The organism is Streptomyces sp. NPDC047085, assembly GCF_040643735.1.
Taxonomy (GTDB): Bacteria; Actinomycetota; Actinomycetes; order Streptomycetales; family Streptomycetaceae; genus Streptomyces.
In genome coordinates this window covers 1-21,744 of sequence record NZ_JBEYUW010000004.1, presented here as the reverse complement: position 1 = coordinate 21,744, position 21,744 = coordinate 1, and the positions used below count along the sequence as shown (strand labels likewise).

The 21,744-nt window shown below is 72.0% G+C and carries 19 protein-coding genes; 12 read left to right on the top strand and 7 right to left on the bottom strand.

All coding sequences use genetic code 11. The features are described from left to right. Positions 1-14 precede the first annotated feature (14 nt). The gene (locus ABZ865_RS15590; protein WP_361229816.1) at positions 15-554 is read right to left on the bottom strand and encodes a SigE family RNA polymerase sigma factor; all 540 of its coding nucleotides are present in this window, start codon (positions 552-554) and stop codon (positions 15-17) included. Positions 555-903: 349 nt separating this feature from the next. Next, positions 904-1,779: an A/G-specific adenine glycosylase gene (locus tag ABZ865_RS15585; protein ID WP_361229813.1), complete on the bottom strand. Its 876-nt coding sequence runs from the start codon at positions 1,777-1,779 to the stop codon at positions 904-906. Positions 1,780-1,995: 216 nt separating this feature from the next. Here ABZ865_RS15585 and ABZ865_RS15580 point away from each other — a divergent pair, with 216 nt between their 5' ends. After that, the gene (locus ABZ865_RS15580; RefSeq protein WP_361229810.1) at positions 1,996-2,826 is read left to right on the top strand and encodes a hypothetical protein; all 831 of its coding nucleotides are present in this window, start codon (positions 1,996-1,998) and stop codon (positions 2,824-2,826) included. Positions 2,827-2,871: 45 nt separating this feature from the next. On the opposite strand, the gene disA is transcribed toward ABZ865_RS15580, so the two are convergent. Both disA and radA read right to left on the bottom strand, forming a co-directional pair. After that, positions 2,872-3,996: a DNA integrity scanning diadenylate cyclase DisA gene (gene disA, locus ABZ865_RS15575; protein WP_361229807.1), complete on the bottom strand. Its 1,125-nt coding sequence runs from the start codon at positions 3,994-3,996 to the stop codon at positions 2,872-2,874. 80 nt (positions 3,997-4,076) lie between these two features. Continuing rightward, a complete protein-coding gene (gene radA, locus ABZ865_RS15570; protein WP_361229804.1) occupies positions 4,077-5,486 on the bottom strand; it encodes a DNA repair protein RadA in 1,410 nt (469 codons plus the stop codon). A gap of 262 nt (positions 5,487-5,748) precedes the next feature. Here radA and ABZ865_RS15565 point away from each other — a divergent pair, with 262 nt between their 5' ends. Further along, on the top strand, positions 5,749-7,434 hold the full coding sequence (locus ABZ865_RS15565) for a hypothetical protein (protein ID WP_361229801.1): 1,686 nt from the start codon (positions 5,749-5,751) through the stop codon (positions 7,432-7,434). 109 nt (positions 7,435-7,543) lie between these two features. On the opposite strand, the gene ABZ865_RS15560 is transcribed toward ABZ865_RS15565, so the two are convergent. Next, positions 7,544-8,425, bottom strand: a complete 882-nt coding sequence (locus ABZ865_RS15560; protein ID WP_361229798.1) for a hypothetical protein — start codon at positions 8,423-8,425, stop codon at positions 7,544-7,546. Between the two features lie 71 nt (positions 8,426-8,496). Here ABZ865_RS15560 and ABZ865_RS15555 point away from each other — a divergent pair, with 71 nt between their 5' ends. From ABZ865_RS15555 to ilvD, 4 genes are all read left to right on the top strand, one after another. Continuing rightward, positions 8,497-9,429 (top strand): Ppx/GppA phosphatase family protein, encoded by a 933-nt coding sequence (locus tag ABZ865_RS15555; RefSeq protein ID WP_361229795.1) that lies wholly within the window; start codon positions 8,497-8,499, stop codon positions 9,427-9,429. A 212-nt stretch (positions 9,430-9,641) separates the two neighbouring features. After that, on the top strand, positions 9,642-10,454 hold the full coding sequence (locus tag ABZ865_RS15550) for a sugar phosphate isomerase/epimerase (RefSeq protein ID WP_361229792.1): 813 nt from the start codon (positions 9,642-9,644) through the stop codon (positions 10,452-10,454). Continuing rightward, positions 10,451-11,056 (top strand): TetR family transcriptional regulator, encoded by a 606-nt coding sequence (locus tag ABZ865_RS15545; protein WP_361229789.1) that lies wholly within the window; start codon positions 10,451-10,453, stop codon positions 11,054-11,056. The genes ABZ865_RS15550 and ABZ865_RS15545 overlap by 4 nt, the downstream gene beginning before the upstream one ends. Before the next feature lie 188 nt (positions 11,057-11,244). Then, entirely contained in the window at positions 11,245-13,098 is a 1,854-nt protein-coding gene (ilvD, locus tag ABZ865_RS15540; protein ID WP_361229787.1) for a dihydroxy-acid dehydratase, read from the top strand. Between the two features lie 62 nt (positions 13,099-13,160). Here ilvD and ABZ865_RS15535 read toward each other — a convergent pair whose 3' ends face one another. Continuing rightward, positions 13,161-15,314 (bottom strand): serine/threonine-protein kinase, encoded by a 2,154-nt coding sequence (locus ABZ865_RS15535; protein WP_361229784.1) that lies wholly within the window; start codon positions 15,312-15,314, stop codon positions 13,161-13,163. Positions 15,315-15,494: 180 nt separating this feature from the next. On the opposite strand from ABZ865_RS15535, the gene ABZ865_RS15530 reads away from it, so the two are divergent. From ABZ865_RS15530 to proC, 6 genes are all read left to right on the top strand, one after another. Next, a complete protein-coding gene (locus ABZ865_RS15530; protein WP_361229781.1) occupies positions 15,495-15,815 on the top strand; it encodes an SH3 domain-containing protein in 321 nt (106 codons plus the stop codon). Positions 15,816-15,897: 82 nt separating this feature from the next. Next, on the top strand, positions 15,898-16,407 hold the full coding sequence (locus tag ABZ865_RS15525) for an EamA/RhaT family transporter (RefSeq protein ID WP_361229779.1): 510 nt from the start codon (positions 15,898-15,900) through the stop codon (positions 16,405-16,407). A gap of 149 nt (positions 16,408-16,556) precedes the next feature. Further along, positions 16,557-17,348, top strand: a complete 792-nt coding sequence (locus ABZ865_RS15520) for a class I SAM-dependent methyltransferase (protein ID WP_361229776.1) — start codon at positions 16,557-16,559, stop codon at positions 17,346-17,348. A 115-nt stretch (positions 17,349-17,463) separates the two neighbouring features. Continuing rightward, positions 17,464-18,294: an ABC transporter ATP-binding protein gene (locus ABZ865_RS15515; protein WP_361229773.1), complete on the top strand. Its 831-nt coding sequence runs from the start codon at positions 17,464-17,466 to the stop codon at positions 18,292-18,294. Continuing rightward, positions 18,291-19,088 (top strand): ABC transporter permease, encoded by a 798-nt coding sequence (locus tag ABZ865_RS15510; RefSeq protein WP_361229771.1) that lies wholly within the window; start codon positions 18,291-18,293, stop codon positions 19,086-19,088. Before ABZ865_RS15515 ends, ABZ865_RS15510 begins: the two co-directional genes overlap by 4 nt. Before the next feature lie 102 nt (positions 19,089-19,190). Next, a complete protein-coding gene (proC, locus tag ABZ865_RS15505; RefSeq protein ID WP_361229767.1) occupies positions 19,191-20,003 on the top strand; it encodes a pyrroline-5-carboxylate reductase in 813 nt (270 codons plus the stop codon). A 57-nt stretch (positions 20,004-20,060) separates the two neighbouring features. Here the strand turns inward: proC and trpS are convergent, their stop codons facing one another. After that, positions 20,061-21,086 (bottom strand): tryptophan--tRNA ligase, encoded by a 1,026-nt coding sequence (trpS, locus tag ABZ865_RS15500; protein WP_361229763.1) that lies wholly within the window; start codon positions 21,084-21,086, stop codon positions 20,061-20,063. Positions 21,087-21,744 lie beyond the last annotated feature (658 nt).

Below are 21,744 nucleotides of genomic sequence, written 5' to 3'. Positions count from 1 at the left end.
GGGCCCGGGCCCGGTCAGGCCGCGCAACGCTCCCGCTCCTCACGCTCCAGCGCGCGTGCGTCCAGATCGCGCGCCTCCAGCTCCTCGCGGAGCCGGGCGAGCGCCCGGTGCAGCGTGCTCTTGACCGTACCGGCCGACATGCCGAGGGCGGCGGCCGTCTCCTCCGTGGACATCTGCTCCCAGTGTCGCAGCACCACGACACTGCGCTGCTTCGGTGCGAGCACCTTCATGATGTCCATCAGCAGGGCCCGGTCGGCGTGCTGCTCGGTGGAGTCGTCGATGGACGCCTCCGGAAGCTGCTCGGTCGGGACCTCCTCCAGCTTGCGCGCCCGCCACCACTCGGTCCGGGTGTTGATCATGACGCGGCGCAGATAGGCGTCGGCGAGCCGCTTGTCGGCGATGCCCTCCCAGCGGCCGTACGTCCGCACGAGCGCGGTCTGCAGCAGGTCCTGGGCGTCCACCGGGTCCGGGACCAGCCGGCGGGCGCTGCGCAGCAGCGCGTCCTGCCGGGTGCGGACGTACTCCTCGAACTCGAGCACCTCGCCCTGCGCCATGATCGACCGCCTCCGTTCCCCGTCGCTCCGGATCGTGCCCGGAGTCCTGCCGTTCCGCTGTCCCGGTGGTCGGCCGGGCACGAGACAGAAACTACGGAGCTGTTGTCACGGGGCTGTGCGGAGCAGCCTGCGGCTGGCAATCGGCTGTCCGTCGGTTGTGTAACGGAAGTCGGTACGGGGTAAGGGAGTTGGGCTTTATGTCACAATATGGCGCGTTTTGGTGGGTGGGGGGCGGTCGTGATGAGGACTCACGAAGGCTGCCGAAGGTCACGACGAACGCCGCCGAGGGGCACGACGGGGGCCGGGTGAGGGCCGACGGGAGGCCCTCACCCTGTGACATGGCTGTGCGTCAGCTCAGCGGCAGCCGGTACAGACCGTTCGGCAGCGGCTCCACGAGACCGTCCGTGACGAGCCCGTCGAGCGCGCGGGCGCGCTGCACCGGCTCGTGCCACACCCGGTCCAGCACCGCCTGCGGCACCGGCGCGTGCGCCTCCCGCAACACCGCGAGCAGCTTGCCGCGGACCTGGCGGTCGGTGCCCGCGTACGTCTGCCCGCGCCGCGGCGGCCCCTCGTGCTCCGGTTTGCCGGCCAGCCGCCAGGCGCACTGCGAGGCGATCGGGCACCGCCGGCAGCCCTCGTTCTTCGCCGTGCACACCAGCGCGCCCAGCTCCATGGACGCGGCGGCCCAGCGGGCGGCCGTCCGCTCGTCCTCGGGCAGCAGCTCACGGGCCAGCCGGCGCTCGGCCGCGGTGGTGGCGTTCGGCGGGTACTGCACCCCGGTCACCGCCCGCGCGAAGACCCGGCGCACGTTCGTGTCCAGCACCGGATGCCGCTGCCCGTACGCGAAGGAGGCCACCGCGGCGGCCGTGTACTCGCCGATGCCGGGCAGCGCCAGCAGCTGGGCGTGGTCCGTCGGCACGTCCCCGCCGTGCCGCTCCGTTATGGCCACGGCCGCGCCGTGCAGGCGCAGGGCACGGCGCGGGTAGCCGAGCCGGCCCCAGGCGCGCACCGCCTCGCCCGGCGGCTCCTTCGCGAGGTCGGCCGGGCGCGGCCAGCGCGCCAGCCACTGCTCGTAGACGGGCAGCACCCGGTTCACCGGGGTCTGCTGGAGCATGAACTCGCTGACCATCACGCCCCACGGGCCCGCCTCCGGGCGGCGCCAGGGGAGGTCGCGGGCGTTGATGTCGAACCAGGCGATCACGGGGGCGTGGAGCTTCTCAGTCATGGCCTTTCCGATCCTGCCACGCCGCGCGCGGACATGGCGGTGACCGCGCGGGTGCGGAGCGTTGCGGTGGGTGATCGGCCGGGTGAAGCGCCCGCCGGGGCGTGCAGAAGGTGCCCGCCGTCGACGGAAGTTGCCCGGGATGATGATCCGGAAAAGTTGGCGATCGGGCGGCGGGTGGCGCAAGCGAGCGCCCGGATCTCTCGTACAGTTTGCGCCGTGGGATCTCTGCGCAATCCGGTCGGGCCGCTTCCCTCCTCCATCTACTGGCGAAGGAGGGCCGTACTGCTGTCCCTGGTCGCGCTGTTGGCGCTGCTGGTCACGTGGATCGTCACGGCCGGCGGCGGGGGCGGCAAGAAGAACGCCGACGGTTCGAACGACAAGAATCCCGCGTCCACGATCACGCCGGGCCCCTCGTCCTCCGGGCCCGCGATCAGCCAACACCCGGGCGGGCGCGACGAGTCGGGCAGCGGGGGCGACGGTTCCGGCTCCGGCGACGGCTCCGGCTCGGCCGGTGCGGGCGACTCCGCCTCGCCCGGGTCCTCCGGGTCGTCCGGGTCCGACGACGGCTCGGGCGGCGGCTCCGGTTCGGGCACGGGTTCCGGCGACGTCGGTACGGGCGACGCGCTCCCGGCGTCCTCCACCCTGCCCAACTGCACTGCGGGGGCGGTCTCGTTGACCCTGCGCAGCGAGCACAACTCCTACTCGCCGGACCAGACGCCGACCTTCGAACTCACCGCGAAGAACTCGTCCTCCAGCGACTGCAAGGTCGATCTCGGCCCCAAGCACGCGGTGTTGACCGTGACGCCGGCGGATGGCGCCGACGCGTTCTGGTCCTCCGCCGACTGCCCCAGGGGTGCGGCCAGCCTGGTGTTCCGGGTGGCCGCGGGGCAGAGCATCACGTACACCGTGAAGTGGGACCGGAAGCCGAGTGCTCCGCAGTGCGGGACGCCTGCGGCGGGCTCGGCCAAGCCCGGCACCTACCTGCTCGAAGCGAAGGCCCCCGGCTTCACCAAGTCCCAGGCTTCCTTCGTCCTGTCGGCCGACTAGCGGGGGCGGGCTGCGGCCCGCGCGCCGGGGCGGGCCGGCCGGAACTCAGACGTACCGCTCGAGGATGGAGGACTCGGCCAGCCGGGACAGCCCCTCGCGGACGCTCCGCGCCCGGGCCTCTCCGACTCCGTCCACCGTCTGCAGGTCGTCCACGCTCGCGGCCAGCAGCTTCTGCAGGCCGCCGAAGTGCTCGACCAGCCGGTCGATGATCGCGCCCGGGAGCCGCGGGACCTTGGCCAGGAGGCGGAAGCCCCGCGGGGACACCGCGGAGTCGAGGGTCTCGGGGGAGCCGGTGTAGCCCAGCGCCCGCGCCACCGTGCCGAGTTCCAGCAGCTCGGCGTGGGTGAGGGCGTCCAGCTCGGACAGGGCCTCGTCGACCGTGCGGGACCGCTTGGCCGTCGGCTCGGGGACGTAGTCCCGGACGACCAGCTCGCGGTCCGGCTCGACGCCCGCGATCAACTCTTCCAGCTGGAGGGCGAGAAGACGACCGTCGGTGCCCAGTTCCACCACGTATTCGGCGATTTCGGTGGCGATGCGCCGGACCATCTCCAGACGCTGGGCGACCGCCGACACGTCCCGGACCGTCACCAGGTCCTCGATCTCCAGCGCCGACAGCGTGCCCGCGACCTCGTCCAGGCGGAGCTTGTACCGCTCCAGGGTCGCCAGCGCCTGGTTCGCGCGGGACAGGATCGCCGCCGAGTCCTCCAGCACGCGCCGCTGCCCGTCGACGTAGAGGGCGATCAGCCGCATGGACTGGGAGACGGAGACCACGGGGAAGCCGACCTGCTTCGAGACCCGGTCCGCCGTGCGGTGCCGCGTGCCCGTCTCCTCCGTGGGGATCGTCGGGTCCGGCACCAGCTGCACACCGGCCCGCAGGATCTTCGACAGGTCCGACGACAGCACGATGCCGCCGTCCAGCTTGCACAGCTCCCGCAGCCGGGTGGCGGTGAACTCGACGTCCAGGACGAAACCGCCCGTGCACATCGCCTCGACCGTCTTGTCGGAGCCGAGCACGATCAGCCCGCCGGTGTTGCCGCGCAGGATCCGCTCCAGGCCGTCGCGCATGGCCGTACCAGGAGCCACGGCGCTCAGCGAGGCGCGCATCAGGCCTTCGGAACCGGCACTCCCACCGGACTTTCCGGGAGCTGCTGCCCGGTCGTTGGCTGCCACTGCACTCCTCCGGTCGCAGGTTCTGAGGCGCTCCCGTTCCCGCACTCGGTTCGTACGGACGGGCGAGACCTGCGCAAAGTCTACCGGCGGTCCTCCGCCTCCCGTGGGGCCTCTCGGCGACGCGAGCGCGGCAGGACCCTGAGCGCGTCCCCCATGTCGGCGACTTCCAGGACCTTCATCCCGGTCGGGACCTTGCCCGGGTCGCCTGGCACCAGCGCGTGCGTGAAGCCCAGCCGGTGCGCCTCGGCGAGCCTGCGCTGGACGCCCGTGACCCGTCTCACCTCGCCCGCGAGACCCACCTCGCCGATCGCGACGAGATTCTTCGGCAGCGGGGTGTCGCTCGCCGCCGAGGCGAGGGCGAGGGCGATCGCGAGGTCGGCGGCCGGCTCCGACAGCTTCACGCCGCCCACCGTCGCCGAGTAGATGTCCCGCTTGCCGAGCGCGCTGATCCGGCCGCGCTGCTCCAGCACCGCGAGCATCATCGACACCCGGGACGTCTCCAGGCCCGAGGTGGTCCGGCGCGGGGAGGGGATCTGGGAGTCCACGGTCAGTGCCTGCACCTCCGCCACCAGCGGGCGGCGGCCCTCCAGGGTGACGGTCAGGCAGGTGCCCGGGACCGGTTCGTCGCGACGGGTCAGGAAAAGTCCGCTTGGATCGGCAAGGCCCGTGATGCCCTCGTCGTGCAGTTCGAAGCAGCCGACCTCGTCCGTGGCGCCGTAGCGGTTCTTGACACCACGCACGAGGCGCAGGCGCGCGTGCCGGTCGCCCTCGAAGTGCAGGACGACGTCCACCAGGTGCTCCAGCAACCGGGGGCCGGCGATCGCGCCGTCCTTGGTGACGTGGCCCACCAGCAGCGTGGACATGCCGCGCTCCTTGGAGGCGCGGATCAGGGCGCCGGCCACCTCACGGACCTGGGCCATGCCGCCGGGCGCGCCGTCGATCTCCGGGGAGGCCACGGTCTGCACCGAGTCGAGGATCAGCAGGGACGGCTTGACCGCGTCCAAGTGGCCGAGCACGGCGGCCAGATCGGTCTCGGCGGCCAGATAGAGGTGGTCGTCGAGGGCGCCGATGCGGTCGGCGCGCAGCCTGACCTGGCTCGCCGACTCCTCGCCGGTCACATAGAGGGTGCGGTGCTGCTCGCTCGCGGACTTGGCCGCCACGTCCAGCAGCAGGGTGGACTTGCCGACGCCGGGCTCGCCCGCGAGCAGCACCACCGCGCCCGGTACGAGACCCCCGCCGAGCACCCGGTCCAGCTCCGGCACGCCGGTCGTGCGGGCGGTGGCCTGGCGGCCGTCGACCTGGCCGATGGGCAGCGCGGAGCTGGTGACGCGGCCCGGTGCCGTCGTACGGACCGCGGGCGCGCCGTACTCCTCGACCGTGCCCCAGGCCTGGCACTCGGGGCAGCGGCCGAGCCACTTGGCCGTCTGCCAGCCGCACTCGGTGCAGCGGTAGGACGGTCGGTCCTTGGTGGTCTTGGTACGGGCAGCCATGCGGAAACCGTAGCCCGGGGCACTGACAACGCCCGCCCGGGGCAGGGACAACGCCTGCCGTGGGCAGGGGCAACGCCTACCCGGGGCGCACGTGGGCGGGGTCCGGGCTTCGGCGGGTGATCCGGTATCGGCCACCGCCTGTCGGGTTCGAGCCACGGAATGAGGGGTTCCTGTCCCCTTATGAGGGATCGTTTCACCCGTACGGATTAAAAGTGCTCAAGGTACAACAATGGGCACTCCGCCGCCGCCTACGGTCGCACAGGTGATGAGCAGCAGTCCTCAGACCACGACCCGCACCACCGGCGCGCACCGGGCGCACCGGGAGGCGCGCGACCGCGCCGCCGCGCGCACCCTCGCCCAGCGGCCGCCGGCGCGGTACGAGCCGTACCTGGACGGTCTGTTCACCTACTGCCTGTCGGTGCTGTGCGACCACGACGCGGCCACCGCCGCCCTCCGGGACGTCCTCGCGCTCGCCGAGCGGCGCGGACAGCGCGTCCCGCAGGCCGCCGACGACCGCAGGGCCTGGCTGTACGCGCTGGCCCGCTGGGCGTGCCTGCGCGGCCTCGCCGAGGCCAAGCAGAAACGTCAGGCCACCCACGCGGCGGGCCGTCCCGCGGCCGCGAGACAGGTGCCGGATCCGCCCGTCACCCCGGAGGTCCGGGAGCAGCGCCGCCGCGAACTCGCCCTGCTCGCCTGGCCGGAGGCGGCCGGCACCACCCCCGAGCAGCGCGAGGCCCTGGAGCTGGCCGTCCGCCACCACCTCGCGGCGAACGAGGTCGCCGCCGTGCTCGGCATGGAGCCCGCCGCCGCGCGCGAGCTGCTGGCCGCCGCCGCGTGCGAGGTCGAGCGCACCCGGGCCGCCCTCGCCGTGGTCGAGACCGGAGGCTGCCCGAGTGTGGCCCACCTCACCGGCGACAGCCGGCTCGTCCTCAGCGCGGCCCTGCGCCGCGAGCTGGTCCGGCACGTCGACGACTGCCCGCGCTGCCGCCGCACCGCCGAGCGCGCCGTGCCCGGCCGCTGGCCCGGAGCCACGGTCACCCCGGCCGAGCTGCCCGTCCTGGAGGCGCCCCGCGCGGCCCTGCACGGCGCCCAGGCGCAGCACCCGCGCGCGCGGGGCGCCGCCGTACCACGCTTCGACCGGCGCGGTTTCCCGATGGACCCCAAGGACCGCGCGGCCCGGCGCGACCGCCTGCGCGCGCGTGCCGTCACCACGACCGTCGTCGCCACCGTCGTCGCCGCCCCCGTGCTCGCCCTGTGGGCCGCCTACCGGGGCGAACCCGTCGCCGACGCGGGCGGCCCCACCCCCACCGCGCGCGAGGCGAAGAGCCCCGACGAGCTCGGCAGCGACCCGGCGGGCGGCTACGAGAACGCGGGCAACGCCAGCGTGAAGCCCGGCGCGCGGTTCGACAAGGACGGCAAGGCGGACGTCTCCGTGGAGGTCGTCAGCGTCAACGGGACCGGCAAGAAGGGCGCCGGGGACCTCTCGGTCACCGCGCGCAACGACGGCGACACCACGCTGATCACCCTCACCGCGTCCGGCTCCGCGCCCGTGCGCTGGTCCGCGTCCACCTCGGCGGCCTGGCTCTACCTCAGCCGGTCCTCGGGAACCCTCCGGCCCGGCGACACGTTGACGATCAAGGTGTACGTCGACCACCTGCGCGAGCCGGCCGGCCACTGGCACGCCCAGGTCGCGATCTCCCCGGCGGGCTCCGTGGTCACCATCGACGGCTACGGCACGGCCCCCACCGGCCGGCCCACCCCGCCGGCCTCGCCCCCCGGCACCCCCGGCCCGACCCCGCCGACCACACCCCCGACCACCCCGCCCACGAGCGAGTCCCCGTCCCCGACGGACCCGAGCCCAAGCCCCTCCGACCCGACCCCTTCGGACCCGCCTAGCTCCTCGCCACCTCCGAGCGACGACGGAAGCCCGAGCCCGTCGGGCGGCTAGCGGGATGGAAGGAATACGCGAAAGGACCGCGCGCCCCCGGAAGCCCTCCTCCGTGAAGCCGTCCTCAGCAAGGCCGACCTCGGCGAATCCGTGCTCAGCGAAGCCGTCCTCAGTCCGTCGGCTCCGGGTCCGCCGGATGCGGTGCCACCAGGGGGAGCTGCGACGCCAGTCGCGCCTCGCACAGCTCGACCAGGCGGTCGTACCCCGCCTTGCCCATCAGCTCGGTCAGTTCGGCGCGGTAGGAGACGTAGACCGGCTCGCCGGCGCCGTGTGCCGAGGTCGCCGAGGTGCACCACCAGTGCAGGTCATGGCCGCCCGGGCCCCAGCCCCTGCGGTCGTACTCGCCGATGGAGATCTGCAGGACCCGCGTGTCGTCGGGGCGGTCGATCCAGTCGTACGTCCGCCGGATCGGCAGCTGCCAGCACACGTCCGGCTTGGTCTCCAGCGGCTCGCGGCCCTCCTTCAGGGCCAGGATGTGCAGCGAGCAGCCCGCGCCGCCCGCGAAGCCCGGGCGGTTCTGGAAGATGCAGGAGCCCTGGTAGGGGCGGGTCTGCCGGGACCCCTCCTCGTCCTCCGAGATCCAGCCGCCGCGCGTGCCCTCGTCGTGGTGCTGCCAGATCTCCGGGGTGAGCCGCGCCACGTGCTCGGCCACCCGCTTCTCGTCGTCCTCGTCCGAGAAGTGCGCGCCCAGCGTGCAGCACCCGTCGTCCGCGCGGCCCGCCTGGATGCCCTGGCAGCCGCTGCCGAAGATGCAGTTCCAGCGAGAGGTCAGCCATGTCAGATCGCAGCGGAAGACCTGCTCGTCGTCCGCCGGATCAGGGAACTCCACCCATGCCCGCGCGAAGTCGAGCCCCTTCTCGTCGCTCACCTTCGGGGCCTTCCTGGACGTCGACGCCTTCGCCTGCGAAGAATCCTTCGATCCCTTCGAGGATTTGGTCGCCTTGTCGGCCTTGGCGGCCTTTTGGTCCTTCGCCTTTTTCGTCTTTGGCACGCGTCCAGGGTAAGTGGCCCGGCGCGACTCCGGGGACTGAGCACGGACGATCTGGCAGTAGCGTTCCGTACATGAGACTCGGTGTCCTGGATGTGGGTTCGAACACGGTGCATCTGCTGGTGGTGGACGCCCACCCCGGCGCGCGCCCGCTGCCCGCGCATTCGCACAAGGCCGAACTTCGGCTCGCCCAGCTCCTCGACGATGACGGTGCCATCCACGACCACGGCATCGAGCAACTGGTCGCCGTCGTGCAGGACGCCCTTCAGGCCGCCGAGGACAAGGGCGTCGAGGACCTGCTCCCGTTCGCGACCTCCGCGGTGCGCGAGGCCGTCAACGCCGACGAGGTCCTCGCGCGCGTGGAGGCCGAGACCGGCGTACGCCTCCAGGTCCTCACCGGACCCGAGGAGGCCCGCCTCACCTTTCTCGCCGTCCGCCGCTGGTTCGGCTGGTCCGCGGGACGGCTGCTGGTCCTGGACATCGGCGGCGGCTCCCTGGAGATCGCCTACGGCATCGACGAGGAGCCGGACGCCGCCGTCTCCCTCCCGCTCGGCGCCGGCCGCCTCACCGCCGGCTGGCTGCCCGGCGATCCGCCCGACCCCGAGAGCGTGCGCGCCCTGCGCCGCCACGTCCGCGCGGAGATCGCCCGCACGGTCGGCGAATTCAAGCGCTTCGGCGCCCCCGACCACGTGGTCGCCACCTCCAAGACCTTCAAGCAGCTGGCCCGCATCGCCGGCGCCGCCCGCACCGCCGAGGGTCTCTACGTCCAGCGCGAACTCAAGCGGGAGTCCCTGGAGGCCTGGGTGCCGCGGCTGTCCGGCATGACCAGCGACCAGCGCGCGGACCTCCCCGGCGTCTCCGAGGGCCGCGCCGCCCAGATACTGGCCGGCGCGCTGGTGGCCGAGGGCGCGATGGACCTGTTCGGCGTGGAGAAGCTGGAGATCTGCCCGTGGGCCCTGAGGGAGGGCGTGATCCTGCGCCGCCTGGATCACATGGGTTCGGCCTGAATACCTGAGGGCGCGGGGCCGTATGGACATGCGACCCCGCAGCACGGACAGGCGGCCCCGCAGCACGGACCTGCGGCCCAGCAGCACGGACACGCCTCCCCGCAGCGTGGCCGGGACGAGTCACAAGGCATTCGCATCCACAAAATGACCCATCTCACAACGGCCAACAGGCACCCCGCACCCCCACCGCCCAACCCCGTAAGGTGACGGACGTGGCTGAACCAAAGGACGTGCGCATCGCGCTGTCGACCGCCTCCGTGTATCCGGAGTCGACGGCGACGGCCTTCGAGATCGCCGCGCGCCTCGGCTACGACGGTGTCGAGGTCATGGTGTGGACCGATCCGGTCAGCCAGGACATCGAGGCCCTGCGCCGCCTCTCCGACTACCACGGCGTTCCCATCCTCGCGGTCCACGCCCCCTGCCTGCTGATCACGCAGCGGGTGTGGTCCACCGACCCCTGGGTGAAGCTGCAGCGGGCCCAGGCGGCCGCCGAGAAGCTGGGCGCCTCGACCGTCGTCGTGCACCCGCCCTTCCGCTGGCAGCGGCAGTACGCCCGCGACTTCGTGGACGGGATCTGGCGGATGGCGAACGAGACCGACGTACGGTTCGCCGTCGAGAACATGTACCCCTGGCGCTACCGCGACCGCGAGATGCTCGCCTACGCGCCCGAGTGGGACGTCACCAAGGACGACTACCGGCACTTCACGATCGATCTGAGCCACGCGGCGACCGCCCGCACGGACACCCTGGACATGATCGACCGCATGGGCGACCGGCTCGGCCACGTCCACCTCGCCGACGGCCGCGGCTCCGCCAAGGACGAGCACCTGGTGCCCGGCCGTGGCACCCAGCCCTGCGCCGAGGTGCTGGAGCGGCTCGCGGTCACCGGCTTCGACGGCCATGTCGTCATCGAGGTCAACACCCGCCGGGCCATGTCCAGCGCCGAGCGCGAGGCCGACCTCGCCGAGGCCCTGGCCTTCGCCCGCGAGCACCTGGCGTCCGCGGTGGAGGTGCCCCGCCGATGACCGGGGCCACGGCACGCCGGCGGGGACGGCCCCCGCGCACCGAGTCCGCCGACACCCGCGACCGCATCCTCACCGCGGCCCGCGAGGAGTTCTCCGAGCGCGGATACGAGAAGACGTCGGTACGCGGCATCGCCAAGGCCGCCGGTGTCGACTCGGCGCTGGTCCACCACTACTTCGGCACCAAGGAGCAGGTCTTCGAGGCGGCCGTCGCGGTCGCCTTCGCGCCCGCGCTCGACGCGCCCAAGGCGGTGGCCGAGGGGTCGATGGACGCGGTGGGGGAGCGGCTGACCCGTTTCGTCTTCGGCGTCTGGGAGAACCCCACGACCCGGGCACCCCTCCTCGCGATCCTCCGGTCCGCCGTCAACAACGAGACCGCCGCCGCCGTCTTCCGCCGCCTCGTCGCCTCCCAGCTGCTGCGCCGCGTCGCCGATCAGGTGAACCTGCCGGACGCGGAGCTGCGGGCCGAGCTGGCGGCCGCGCAGATCGTGGGCACGGCGATGATGCGCTACGTGATCAAGCTGGAGCCGCTGGCCTCGGCGGACCTGGAGCAGATCATCGCGCGGGTGGCGCCGGTGGTGCAGAGCCATCTGACGCAGCCCTGACACCAGCGGCCGGCGAAACACGCGTCCCGGCGAAGCGCGCATCCCGGTGAACACGCGCTCCGGTGAAACACGCGTCCCGCATTCCGGACAGCCTTGTCCAGCCCTTGGAGCGGCGGCGTAGGCTCGTAGGGAATCAGAACTCTCTGCCGGAACTCTCCGGCGGATGGTCTTCGAAGGAGCGAGCGACGATGCCCGAGCTGAGGTCCCGCACAGTCACCCACGGCCGCAACATGGCGGGCGCCCGCGCCCTTATGCGCGCCTCCGGTGTACCCGGTGCGGACATCGGCCGGAAGCCGATCATCGCCGTCGCCAACTCCTTCACGGAGTTCGTGCCGGGCCACACCCACCTGCAGCCCGTCGGCCGGATCGTCAGCGAGGCGATCAAGGAGGCCGGCGGCATCCCGCGCGAGTTCAACACCATCGCGGTCGACGACGGCATCGCCATGGGCCACGGCGGCATGCTGTACTCCCTCCCCTCCCGCGACCTGATCGCGGACTCGGTCGAATACATGGTCGAGGCCCACTGCGCCGACGCCCTGGTCTGCATCTCCAACTGCGACAAGATCACCCCGGGCATGCTGATGGCCGCCCTGCGCCTCAACATCCCCACCGTCTTCGTCTCCGGCGGCCCCATGGAGTCCGGCCGCGCCACGCTGGTCGACGGCACGGTCCGCACCCTCGACCTGGTCGACGCGATCTCCGACGCCGTCAACGAGAAGATCTCCGACGAGGACATCCTCCGCATCGAGGAGAACGCCTGCCCGACCTGTGGCAGCTGTTCCGGCATGTTCACCGCCAACTCGATGAACTGCCTCACCGAGGCCATCGGCCTCTCCCTGCCCGGCAACGGCTCGGTCCTCGCCACCCACACGGCCCGCCGTCGGCTCTACGAGGACGCGGCCCGCACGGTCATGGACCTCACCCGCCGCTACTACGAGCAGGACGACGACACGGTCCTGCCGCTCAACATCGCCACCTTCCAGGCCTTCGAGAACGCCATGGCCCTGGACATCGCGATGGGCGGCTCCACGAACACGATCCTGCACCTGCTGGCGGCCGCCCAGGAGGCGGGCGTCCCGTTCGGCCTGGAGCAGATCGACGCCGTCTCGCGCCGCGTCCCCTGCCTGGCCAAGGTGGCGCCCAACGTCGCGAAGAACCGCACGTACTACATGGAGGACGTGCACCGCGCCGGCGGCATCCCCGCCCTCCTCGGCGAACTGCACCGCGCGGGCCTGCTGAACGAGGACGTCCACTCCGTCCACAGCCCGTCCCTGGCCGACTGGCTGAAGACCTGGGACGTCCGCGGCGGATCGCCTTCTCAGGAGGCGGTGGAGCTGTGGCACGCGGCACCGGGCTGCGTCCGCTCCGCCGAGGCCTTCTCCCAGTCCGAGCGCTGGGAGGCCCTGGACGAGGACGCGGAAGGCGGCTGCATCCGCTCGGTCGAGCACGCCTACTCCAAGGACGGCGGCCTCGCGGTCCTCAAGGGCAACCTCGCCGTGGACGGCTGCGTCGTGAAGACGGCCGGCGTCGACGAGTCGATCTGGACCTTCGAGGGCCCGGCCGTGGTCTGCGAGTCCCAGGAGGAGGCCGTCCAGCGCATCCTCACCCACGAGGTCAAGGACGGCGACGTCGTCGTCATCCGGTACGAGGGGCCCAAGGGCGGCCCCGGCATGCAGGAGATGCTGTACCCGACCTCGTACCTGAAGGGCCGCGGCCTCGGAAAGAGCTGCGCCCTGATCACCGACGGCCGCTTCTCCGGCGGCACCTCGGGCCTCTCCATCGGCCACGCCTCCCCCGAGGCGGCCTCCGGCGGCACCATCGCCCTCGTCCAGGACGGCGACCGCATCCGCATCGACATCCCGGGCCGCACGATCGAACTCCTCGTCGACGAGGCCGAGCTGGCCCGCCGCGAGCAGGCCCTCGACGGCGTCTACGCCCCCAGGAACCGCGACCGCAAGGTCTCGGCCGCCCTCCGCGCCTACGCGGCGATGGCCACCAGCGCCGACAAGGGCGCCGTCCGCGACGTGACCAGGCTGGGCTGAGCCGCCGTAACCAACAGGGGCCGCCTCCACCGGAGACGGCCCCTTCGCATGTCACCGGGCGGTCACCAGGCGGAAGGATCCCGCCCGTCCACGGCGAAGACCGTGCCGTCGGGGGCGGCGGCGTAGACGTGGCCGCCGACGACCAGGGGGGCAGGCAGTACGGCGGCACGCTCGTCCGAGTTCGCGCCCAGGCGCGGCGGAGTCTGCCCCACGAGGCGTCCGTGCCGGGCGTCGACGGCGAGCAGACGGCCGTCCGCGGCCGTGAAGTACACATGGTCACCGACGGCCACCGGCGCCGAGCCCCGGCTCACGGACGTCTCGAGGTGCCACAGCCGCTTCCCCGCGTCGACGTCGACGGCTTCCAGCGCACCGTCGGTGGCCAGCAGATAGACGACGCCGCCGTGCACGGCGGCCTGGGGAGCGACGCGCCGGACGGCGAGCGGCACCCGGCGCAGGGTCTTCGAGGCCGGTGCGTAGCGGACAACCCCCTCCGTGGCCCCGGAGGCGCTGTCGACGGAGAGCAGGAACAGCGACCCGCCCTGGCTGCCGACGGGGTTCAGCGTCCCCTTCAGCAGCGCGCTCCAGCGTTCGGCACCCGTGGCCGGATCCAGGGCGGTGACACGCGTGCGGGCTCCGTCCGCGGACGTGGTGACCGCGTACGCCAGCGGGTCACCGGCGAAAGCGGCCAAGGAGGGCGTGCCCGCACCGGAGATCCGCCGGTTCCACTTCGTGTCGCCCGTCCTGCCGTCAAGGCCGGTCACCGATCCGTCGGCCTTTGTGAGCAGGAACATGCCGCCGGCGCAGAGCGCGTCCCCGTGCGCGGGCACGTCCCTCTCCCAGCGCGTCCTGCCCGACGCCGGGTCGAGCGCCATCATGCGCCGGCCTCCGTCCACCGGTACCTGAAGCAGTCCACCCGACAAGGCCGGCGCCGCACTGGTCCGTTGGCGAGCGACCGACCGCCGCCACAGCTGGGTCCCGTCCGTCGGGTCGAGGGCGAGGGCCACCCCGGAGCGGAGGCAGAACAACGTTCCGGAGCCGTAGGTGCATTGGGGCATGCCGGAGCCTTCGCCGACCGGCTTCCCCTGCCAGGAGGCGAAACCGGCCGGGGCGCTCCGTATGCCGGTGCCGTGCGCCGGCGGACCGTCGCCGCTGCCGAGCCACTGCACCAAGGCGGCCGTACCGCCCATGACGAGAGCGAGGGCCCCGGCGACGAGCGCCATGCGCTTGCGGAGGCGACGCTTCGGCCGTCCAGGGCGCGCTGCGGCAGAGCGAGCGGCGGAGTCAGGGGCCGACGCGGAGCCAGGGGCAGGGGACTCGTGCGCCGACTCCTGTTTCGGCGCGTCGGTGCTCGCCCGCTGCGCCGGTATGAACGCCTGTGTGTCGTACGAGGCAGCCACCGACCGGAGCTCCCTCATCAGCTCGTCCGGGGTCGGCCGCTCCTCCGGCTCCTTGGCGAGGCAGCGCCGCACCAGCGGAGCGAGGCTCTCCGGTACCCCGGTCAGATCCGGCTCGTCGTGCACCACCTGGTACGCGACGACGTACGGGCTGTCGGAGTCGAACGGGCCCCGCCCGGTCGACGCGTGCACCATCACCGACCCGAGCGCGAAGATGTCGGCGGCCGGCCCGACCTCCCTCGGCCGCCGGAACTGCTCGGGCGCCATGAACGGCGGCGTGCCGATCAATTTGCCGGTCTCGGTGCGCAGTTCGCTGTCCTTGGGCCGGGAGATTCCGAAGTCGATCACCTTCGGCCCGTCCTCGGCGAGCAGCACGTTGCTCGGCTTGAGATCCCGGTGCACGACCCCGACCCGGTGGATGTCCCGCAGGGCCTCCGCGAGCCCGGCCATCAGCCGCCGCAGCTGTGCCGGTTCCATGGGGCCGTTCCGCTTCACCTGCTCCGAGAGCGTCGGACCGGGAATGAACAGCGTGGCCATCCAGGGCCGTTCGGCCTCCGGATCGGCATCCACGACGGGCGCGGTGAAGGCACCGCTCACCCTCCGCGCGGCCGCCACCTCCTGCCGGAAACGGCCCCTGAACTCGGGATCCCGGGCGAACTCGGCATGGACGACCTTCACGGCGAGCCGCAGCCCCGACGTACTGCGGGCCAGATGCACCACGCCCATGCCGCCCGAGCCGAGGCACGACTCCAGGCGGTAGTGACCGGCGTACTCGGGAAGTTCCGCTTCCGCGCTCGCTCCGGTGTTGCGCTGTGGCGCCATGGACCACCCCCGTGCTCTTCGTCCGCGCGCGCGACGCACGGAGCCTAGTCGATGACTCGTACGAGACAGAGGCGGCTTGCTAACCTCCGCGTGCGAGTTGCGCACACGTGTTTCATGGCGCGTTCCAGGGGAAGCAACGAGCCCCCATCACCGTCGTGGGGCTCAAGGGGGAGGTCCTTCATGTCTGTTGACCGTGCGGAAGAGACGGCAGGCTCCGGGAAGCCGGATGCCGTCGTGGCGGAGGCATCCGTGCGCATGTACGCGGTCGCCCCGGGCGTCCGCGTGAACGTGCGCAACGGCCCCGGCACCAACTACAACATCGTCCGCGTCCTGCCGCTGGGAGCCAAGGTCCCCATCTTCTGCCAGACGCCGGGCACGAGGGTGTCGGGCTACTACGGCACGTCGAACATATGGGACAACATCGACAACGGCGAGTTCGTCTCGGACGCCTATGTGAACACGGGCAGCGACGGCTACGTGGCCGACCGCTGCGCCCTGTGAGCATCGCCGACCGCTGCGGCTGAACGACGCGGTCGGCCGACCCCACGAGGAGCCCGTCGCCGTCCGGCGTCATAATCGTCCCGTGAGCGACGAAACCGGCACCCCGGACACCCCGGCGGGCTCCGCGGGCGACGGCCCCCGCCCCGAGCCCCTGCGCTTCTTCGGCACGTCCTGGGTGAACCACGACGACGGCTACGGGGCCCGCCGCGCCGGCGTCGCCGTCGGCTCCCTCGCCGCGGCCGCCGTGTCCTGCCTGATCCTGCGCTTCGCCTTCGACGGCATCCAGATCGCCGGCACCGGCTCCTTCGTGTCCGTGCTGATCGTCGCCATGTTCGCGATCTGCAGCGCGCTCGCCTTCCGCAACACCTGGGAGGGCTTCGGCAAGCGCCACGACCCCCAGCGCCAGGCCTCCCTGCGCGGCCTGCTCGCCATCGGCTTCGTCGGCTCCCTCCTCGCCTACTTCTTCCGCTCCCTCACCGAGGCCCCGGGCGAGAAACTCCACCGCGAGGAGTACGAGAAGGCCTGCGAGGAGTACGCCCGCCGCACCACCCGACGCACGGGCAACCCGTCGAAGAAGAAGCGCCGCCGCTGAAGAGCCGCCCACCGAAGAGCCGCCGCCGCTGAAGAAGCGCCGCCGCTGAAGGGGACGGGGACGCGGACGTGGGCCCATGGCCGAACGGCGCCACTCCGCCCGCGAAAACCCGCTGTCACCCCTCGCCCCGCTCGACGCACCATGGCGGGATGACGACGCCTCCCGCCACCTCGCCCGAGCCGCCTGCCGCCCTCCGCGCCCAGTCCTTCAACGCCGCCGCGGCCCAGTACGCCGCGAACCGCCCCTCCTACCCGCCCGCCCTGTTCGACACCGTCGAGGAACTGGCCGGGCGTCCCCTCGCCGGTGCCCGGGTCGTGGACGTCGGCGCCGGGACCGGGATCGCGACCGCGCTGCTGGAGGCCCGGGGCGCCGACGTCCTCGCGGTCGAGCCCGGTGACGGCATGGCAGCGGAGTTCCGTCGCTCGTTGCCGCACATCCCGCTCGTGCGCGGCAACGGCAACGCCCTTCCCCTCGCCGACGGCCAGGCCGATTTCCTCACCTACGCCCAGGCCTGGCACTGGACCGACCCGGCCCTGGCGGTGCCGGAGGCGCTGCGGGTGCTGCGGCCGGGCGGGGCGCTGGCGCTGTGGTGGAACACGGACGCGCTCGACGTCGAGTGGATCGCCGGGCAGGCCGACCGCACGGGCTGCTTCCTCGGCATGGACACGGCCGCCGAGAAGCGCAAGGCCGCCGACCGCACGGACCTGGCCGACCCCAGCGGCCGCCTGCGCTTCACCCGGCGCGCCGTCCGCTGGAGCCGCCGCGTCCCGATCGACACCCACCTCGCCAACATCGGCAGTCACTCGGCGCTTCTCCTCATCCCCGAGGCGCGCAGGCACGCGTTCCTGGAGGAGGAGCGCGCCCATCTCCTGAAGGTCTTCCCGGACGGCATCGTCGAGGAGACGTACGACGTGCTCCTGCTCGTCGCGACCAAGCCCTGACCCCCCACCTCTCCAGCTGCGGCGGCCCGGTTCCTTCCGGGCCGCCGCTTTTCGTGTACGGCACAGCAACCGCCGCCACTTGACGACGCAGACGCGCGGGAAGATTATTCATCGCATGATGAATTATGTGCCCGAGCCACTCCGACCCCTGGCACCGGACGCCGTCCACGCCGAGAACCTCACCGTCGTCCGCGGCCCCCGCACCGTCCTCCACGACCTCCACTTCACCGTCCCCCGCGGCCAGATCACGGGCCTGCTCGGCCCCTCCGGCTGCGGCAAGTCGACGCTGATGCGCTCCATCGTCGGCACCCAGGCCAAGGTCACCGGCACCCTCGACGTGCTCGGCCGCCCCGCCGGCCACCCCACCCTCCGCAGCCGCATCGGCTACGTCACCCAGGCCCCCTCCGTCTACGACGACCTGACCGTCCGCCAGAACCTCGAATACTTCGCTGCGATCCTCGACCCCGGCCGCGCCGCCGCCGAACGCCGGCACGACCACGTCACCCGCGCCATCGCCGACGTCGACCTCACCAGCCACGCCGACGCCCTCGCCGGCAACCTCTCCGGCGGCCAGCGCAGTCGCGTCTCCCTCGCCGTCGCCCTCCTCGGCGCCCCCGAACTCCTCGTCCTCGACGAGCCGACCGTCGGCCTCGACCCCGTCCTCCGCCGCGACCTGTGGAACCTCTTCCACGACATCGCCGCCGGCCGGGGCGCCACCCTCCTCGTCTCCTCCCACGTCATGGACGAGGCCGAGCGCTGCCACCGCCTCCTCCTCATGCGCGACGGCCGGATCCTCGCCGACGACAGCCCCGAGGCGCTGCGCACCCGCACCGGCAGCGACACCGTCGAGGCCGCCTTCCTGCACCTCGTCGACGAGGCGGTCGCCGCCGAAGCGGGCGTCACGACAGCAGGCACCGCCGACCGCACCAAGGAGACGACCCGATGAGCACCACGACGCCCGCCACGGCCACCGCCGCCGTCCCGGCCGCGCCCACCAGCGCCCTCAGCGCCGCCCGCACCACCGCCACCGCGGCCCGCGTCCTGCGCCAGCTCCGCCACGACCCGCGGACCATCGCGCTGATGATCCTCATCCCCTGCGTGATGCTGATCCTGCTGCGCTACGTCTTCGACGCCAGCCCGCGCACCTTCGACAACATCGGCGCCTCCCTGCTCGGCATCTTCCCGCTGATCACGATGTTCCTGGTCACCTCCATCGCCACCCTGCGCGAACGCACCTCGGGCACCCTCGAACGCCTCCTCGCCATGCCGCTGGGCAAGGCCGACCTCATCGCCGGCTACGCCCTCGCCTTCGGCGCGCTCGCCGTCGTCCAGTCCGCCCTCGCCACCGGACTCGCGGTCTGGGTCCTCGGCCTGGACGTCACCGGCTCCCCCTGGCTGCTCCTGCTCGTCGCCCTCCTCGACGCCCTGCTCGGCACGGCCCTCGGTCTCTTCGTCTCGGCCTTCGCGGCCTCGGAATTCCAGGCGGTCCAGTTCATGCCCGCGGTGATCTTTCCCCAGCTCCTCCTCTGCGGCCTCTTCACACCCCGCTCCGACATGCACCCCGTCCTGAAGGCCATCTCCGACGTCCTCCCCATGTCGTACGCCGTCGACGGCATGAACGAGGTCCTGCACCACACCGACATGACGGCGACCTTCCTCAGGGACGCCCTGATCGTGGCGGGCTGCGCGGTCCTGGTACTGGTGCTGGGCGCGGCGACACTGAGGCGGCGGACGGCATAGCGGTGGCCCGGGGTGGGCCGGGCCCCACCCCACCCGCCCACCGGCGTTCCGCCCAGCGGACAACCGACTCGCACACCTCGCCCGCGGTGCCAGACTGACCGCATGAGCCAGAAAGTCGCAGTCCTCGGCACCGGCAAGATCGGCGAAGCCCTGCTCAGCGGAATGATCCGCGCCGGCTGGGCGCCGGCGGACCTCCTGGTCACCGCCCGCCGCCCCGAGCGCGCCGCGGAACTCCGCAGCCGCTACGGAGTCAGCCCGGTCAGCAACACCGAGGCCGCCAAGACCGCCGACACACTGATCCTCACGGTCAAGCCGCAGGACATGGGCGCCCTCCTGGACGAACTCGCCCCGCACGTCCCCGCCGACCGCCTGGTCATCAGCGGAGCCGCCGGCATCCCCACCTCCTTCTTCGAGGAGCGCCTGACCGCGGGCACCCCGGTCGTCCGCGTCATGACGAACACGCCCGCCCTCGTCGACGAGGCCATGTCCGTCATCTCCGCCGGCAGCCACGCCACCGAGGAGCACGTCGCACACGCCGAGGGGATCTTCGGCGCCGTCGGCAAGACCCTCCGCGTCCCGGAGAGCCAGCAGGACGCCTGCACCGCCCTGTCCGGCTCCGGCCCGGCCTACTTCTTCTACCTGGTCGAGGCCATGACCGACGCCGGAATCCTGCTCGGCCTGCCCCGCGACAAGGCCCACGACCTCATCGTCCAGTCGGCCATCGGCGCCGCCGTGATGCTCCGCGACAGCGGCGAGCACCCCGTCAAGCTCCGCGAGAACGTCACCTCCCCGGCCGGCACGACGATCAACGCCATCCGCGAACTGGAGAACCACGGCGTACGAGCCGCCCTCATCGCCGCCCTCGAAGCCGCCCGCGACCGCAGCCGCGAGCTGGCCTCCGGCAAGAAGGACTGAACCGACGCAGCTGGAACCGACGCACCGAAGGCGGCGGGTCACCCCGCCGCCCCACGGCTAGCGTGCGGCGCTCAGCGCGGGCTCCGGGGCGGCCGGCAGCAGCCCGATCGCCCGATAGGCCGTATCGACGGTCGGTCGAGCCATCGCCCGAGCCTTCTCCGCACCATCCCGGAGCACCCCCTCCACATACGCGGGATCCGCGCACAACTCCCTGTGCCTGGCCTGCACGGGCTTCAGAACCTCCACCACCGCGTCCGCGGTGTCCTTCTTCAAAGCGCCGTACGACTCGTAAACGTCTGCCAGTGACTCAGGGTTCCCGCCCGTGCACGCTGCGAGAATCTCCAGCAGATTGGCGACCCCCGGCCGCCCCTCCCTGTCGTACACGACCTCCCGCCCGCTGTCGGTCACGGCCCGCATGACCTTCTTGCGCACCACGTCCGGCTCGTCGAGCAGATAGACGATCCCCGGCCCCGAGTCGTCCGACTTCCCCATCTTCGACGTGGGGTCCTGCAGGTTCATCACCCGCGCGGCCACCTTCGGCGGGGTGGCCCTCGGCACCACGAACGTGTGCCCGTACCGCTGGTTGAACCGCACCGCCAGATCCCGCGTCAGCTCGACGTGCTGCGTCTGGTCGTCCCCGACCGGCACCTCGTCCGCGCCGTAGGCCAGGATGTCCGCCGCCATCAGCACCGGATACGTCAGCAGCGACAGCCGCACACTCCCGCCCCGCTCGCGCTCCCGTGCGGCCTTCTCCTTGTACTGGATCATCCGCCGCATCTCACCGTCGGTCGCCACGCACTCCAGCAGGTACGACAGCCTCGTGTGCTCGTCGACATGGCTCTGCAGGAACACGGTGCACAACTCGGGATCGAGCCCGGACGCCAACAACAACGTCGCCGACTGCCGACTGAGCCTGCGCACCCGCGCCGGATCGTGGTCCACCGTCAGCGCGTGCAGATCGACGATGCAGAACAGCGAGTCCGCCCGGTGCTGGTCCACCGCGGCCCACTGCCGCATAGCCCCCAGGTAGTTCCCCAGCGTCAGATGCCCGGTCGGCTTGACCCCGCTGAAGACCCTCGTCATCTCCACTCCACCTCCTGGTCGGGACCGCCGCGCCTGCGGCCGGCCCCCGGAGTCCGGAGGAGATACGAGAACGGCCGCCGAAGCGGCGGCCGTTGAGTGCATACGTGAGTACGGCCGCCGTCAGGCGGCCCACCACAGCTGGGTACACGTACGCGTCGTCATGCGGTCCACGGTACGCCTTGGAGTGACCTCGAAGGCAGAGGTTGACACCCCTCACCCGGATGCGTAGTGTTCTCCGGGTTGTCCGACGTGAGCACCGACCTCGGTCGGTCCCCGGACAGCCATTCCGCAAGGCCCACTCATTCATCGACGCTCCGGTGTCGATTTGTTTGGCGTGCGCATTTGCGAAATGAGGAATCCGTGTTCGAAAGGACGCGGCCCCCGATTAGCTCGGGAGCCGGGAATCCGCTAAAGTCTCACACGTCGGAACGGCCCAGCGGCCGGGAAGACAACCCCCTCTGATTGGGAATCAGACACCGCGAGGATCTGATAGAGTCGGAAACGCCGGAAAGGGAAACGCGAGAGCGGGAACCTGGAAAGCACCGAGGAAATCGGATCGAGAGAAGATCTGATAGAGTCGGAAACGCAAGACCGAAGGGAAGCGCCCGGAGGAAAGCCCGAGAGGGTGAGTACAAAGGAAGCGACCGTTCCTTGAGAA

Coding starts and splice junctions, on each gene's coding strand:
- radA (WP_361229804.1), bottom strand. CDS start 5,486: ATGGCTGCCCGTACCAAGACCACCAAGGACCGACCGTCCTACCGCTGC.
- ABZ865_RS15535 (WP_361229784.1), bottom strand. CDS start 15,314: ATGGCGCCACAGCGCAACACCGGAGCGAGCGCGGAAGCGGAACTTCCC.
- proC (WP_361229767.1), top strand. CDS start 19,191: ATGAGCCAGAAAGTCGCAGTCCTCGGCACCGGCAAGATCGGCGAAGCC.
- ABZ865_RS15515 (WP_361229773.1), top strand. CDS start 17,464: ATGATGAATTATGTGCCCGAGCCACTCCGACCCCTGGCACCGGACGCC.
- ABZ865_RS15520 (WP_361229776.1), top strand. CDS start 16,557: ATGACGACGCCTCCCGCCACCTCGCCCGAGCCGCCTGCCGCCCTCCGC.
- ABZ865_RS15510 (WP_361229771.1), top strand. CDS start 18,291: ATGAGCACCACGACGCCCGCCACGGCCACCGCCGCCGTCCCGGCCGCG.
- ABZ865_RS15590 (WP_361229816.1), bottom strand. CDS start 554: ATGGCGCAGGGCGAGGTGCTCGAGTTCGAGGAGTACGTCCGCACCCGG.
- trpS (WP_361229763.1), bottom strand. CDS start 21,086: ATGACGAGGGTCTTCAGCGGGGTCAAGCCGACCGGGCATCTGACGCTG.
- ABZ865_RS15545 (WP_361229789.1), top strand. CDS start 10,451: ATGACCGGGGCCACGGCACGCCGGCGGGGACGGCCCCCGCGCACCGAG.
- ABZ865_RS15530 (WP_361229781.1), top strand. CDS start 15,495: ATGTCTGTTGACCGTGCGGAAGAGACGGCAGGCTCCGGGAAGCCGGAT.
- ABZ865_RS15555 (WP_361229795.1), top strand. CDS start 8,497: ATGAGACTCGGTGTCCTGGATGTGGGTTCGAACACGGTGCATCTGCTG.
- ABZ865_RS15585 (WP_361229813.1), bottom strand. CDS start 1,779: ATGACTGAGAAGCTCCACGCCCCCGTGATCGCCTGGTTCGACATCAAC.
- ilvD (WP_361229787.1), top strand. CDS start 11,245: ATGCCCGAGCTGAGGTCCCGCACAGTCACCCACGGCCGCAACATGGCG.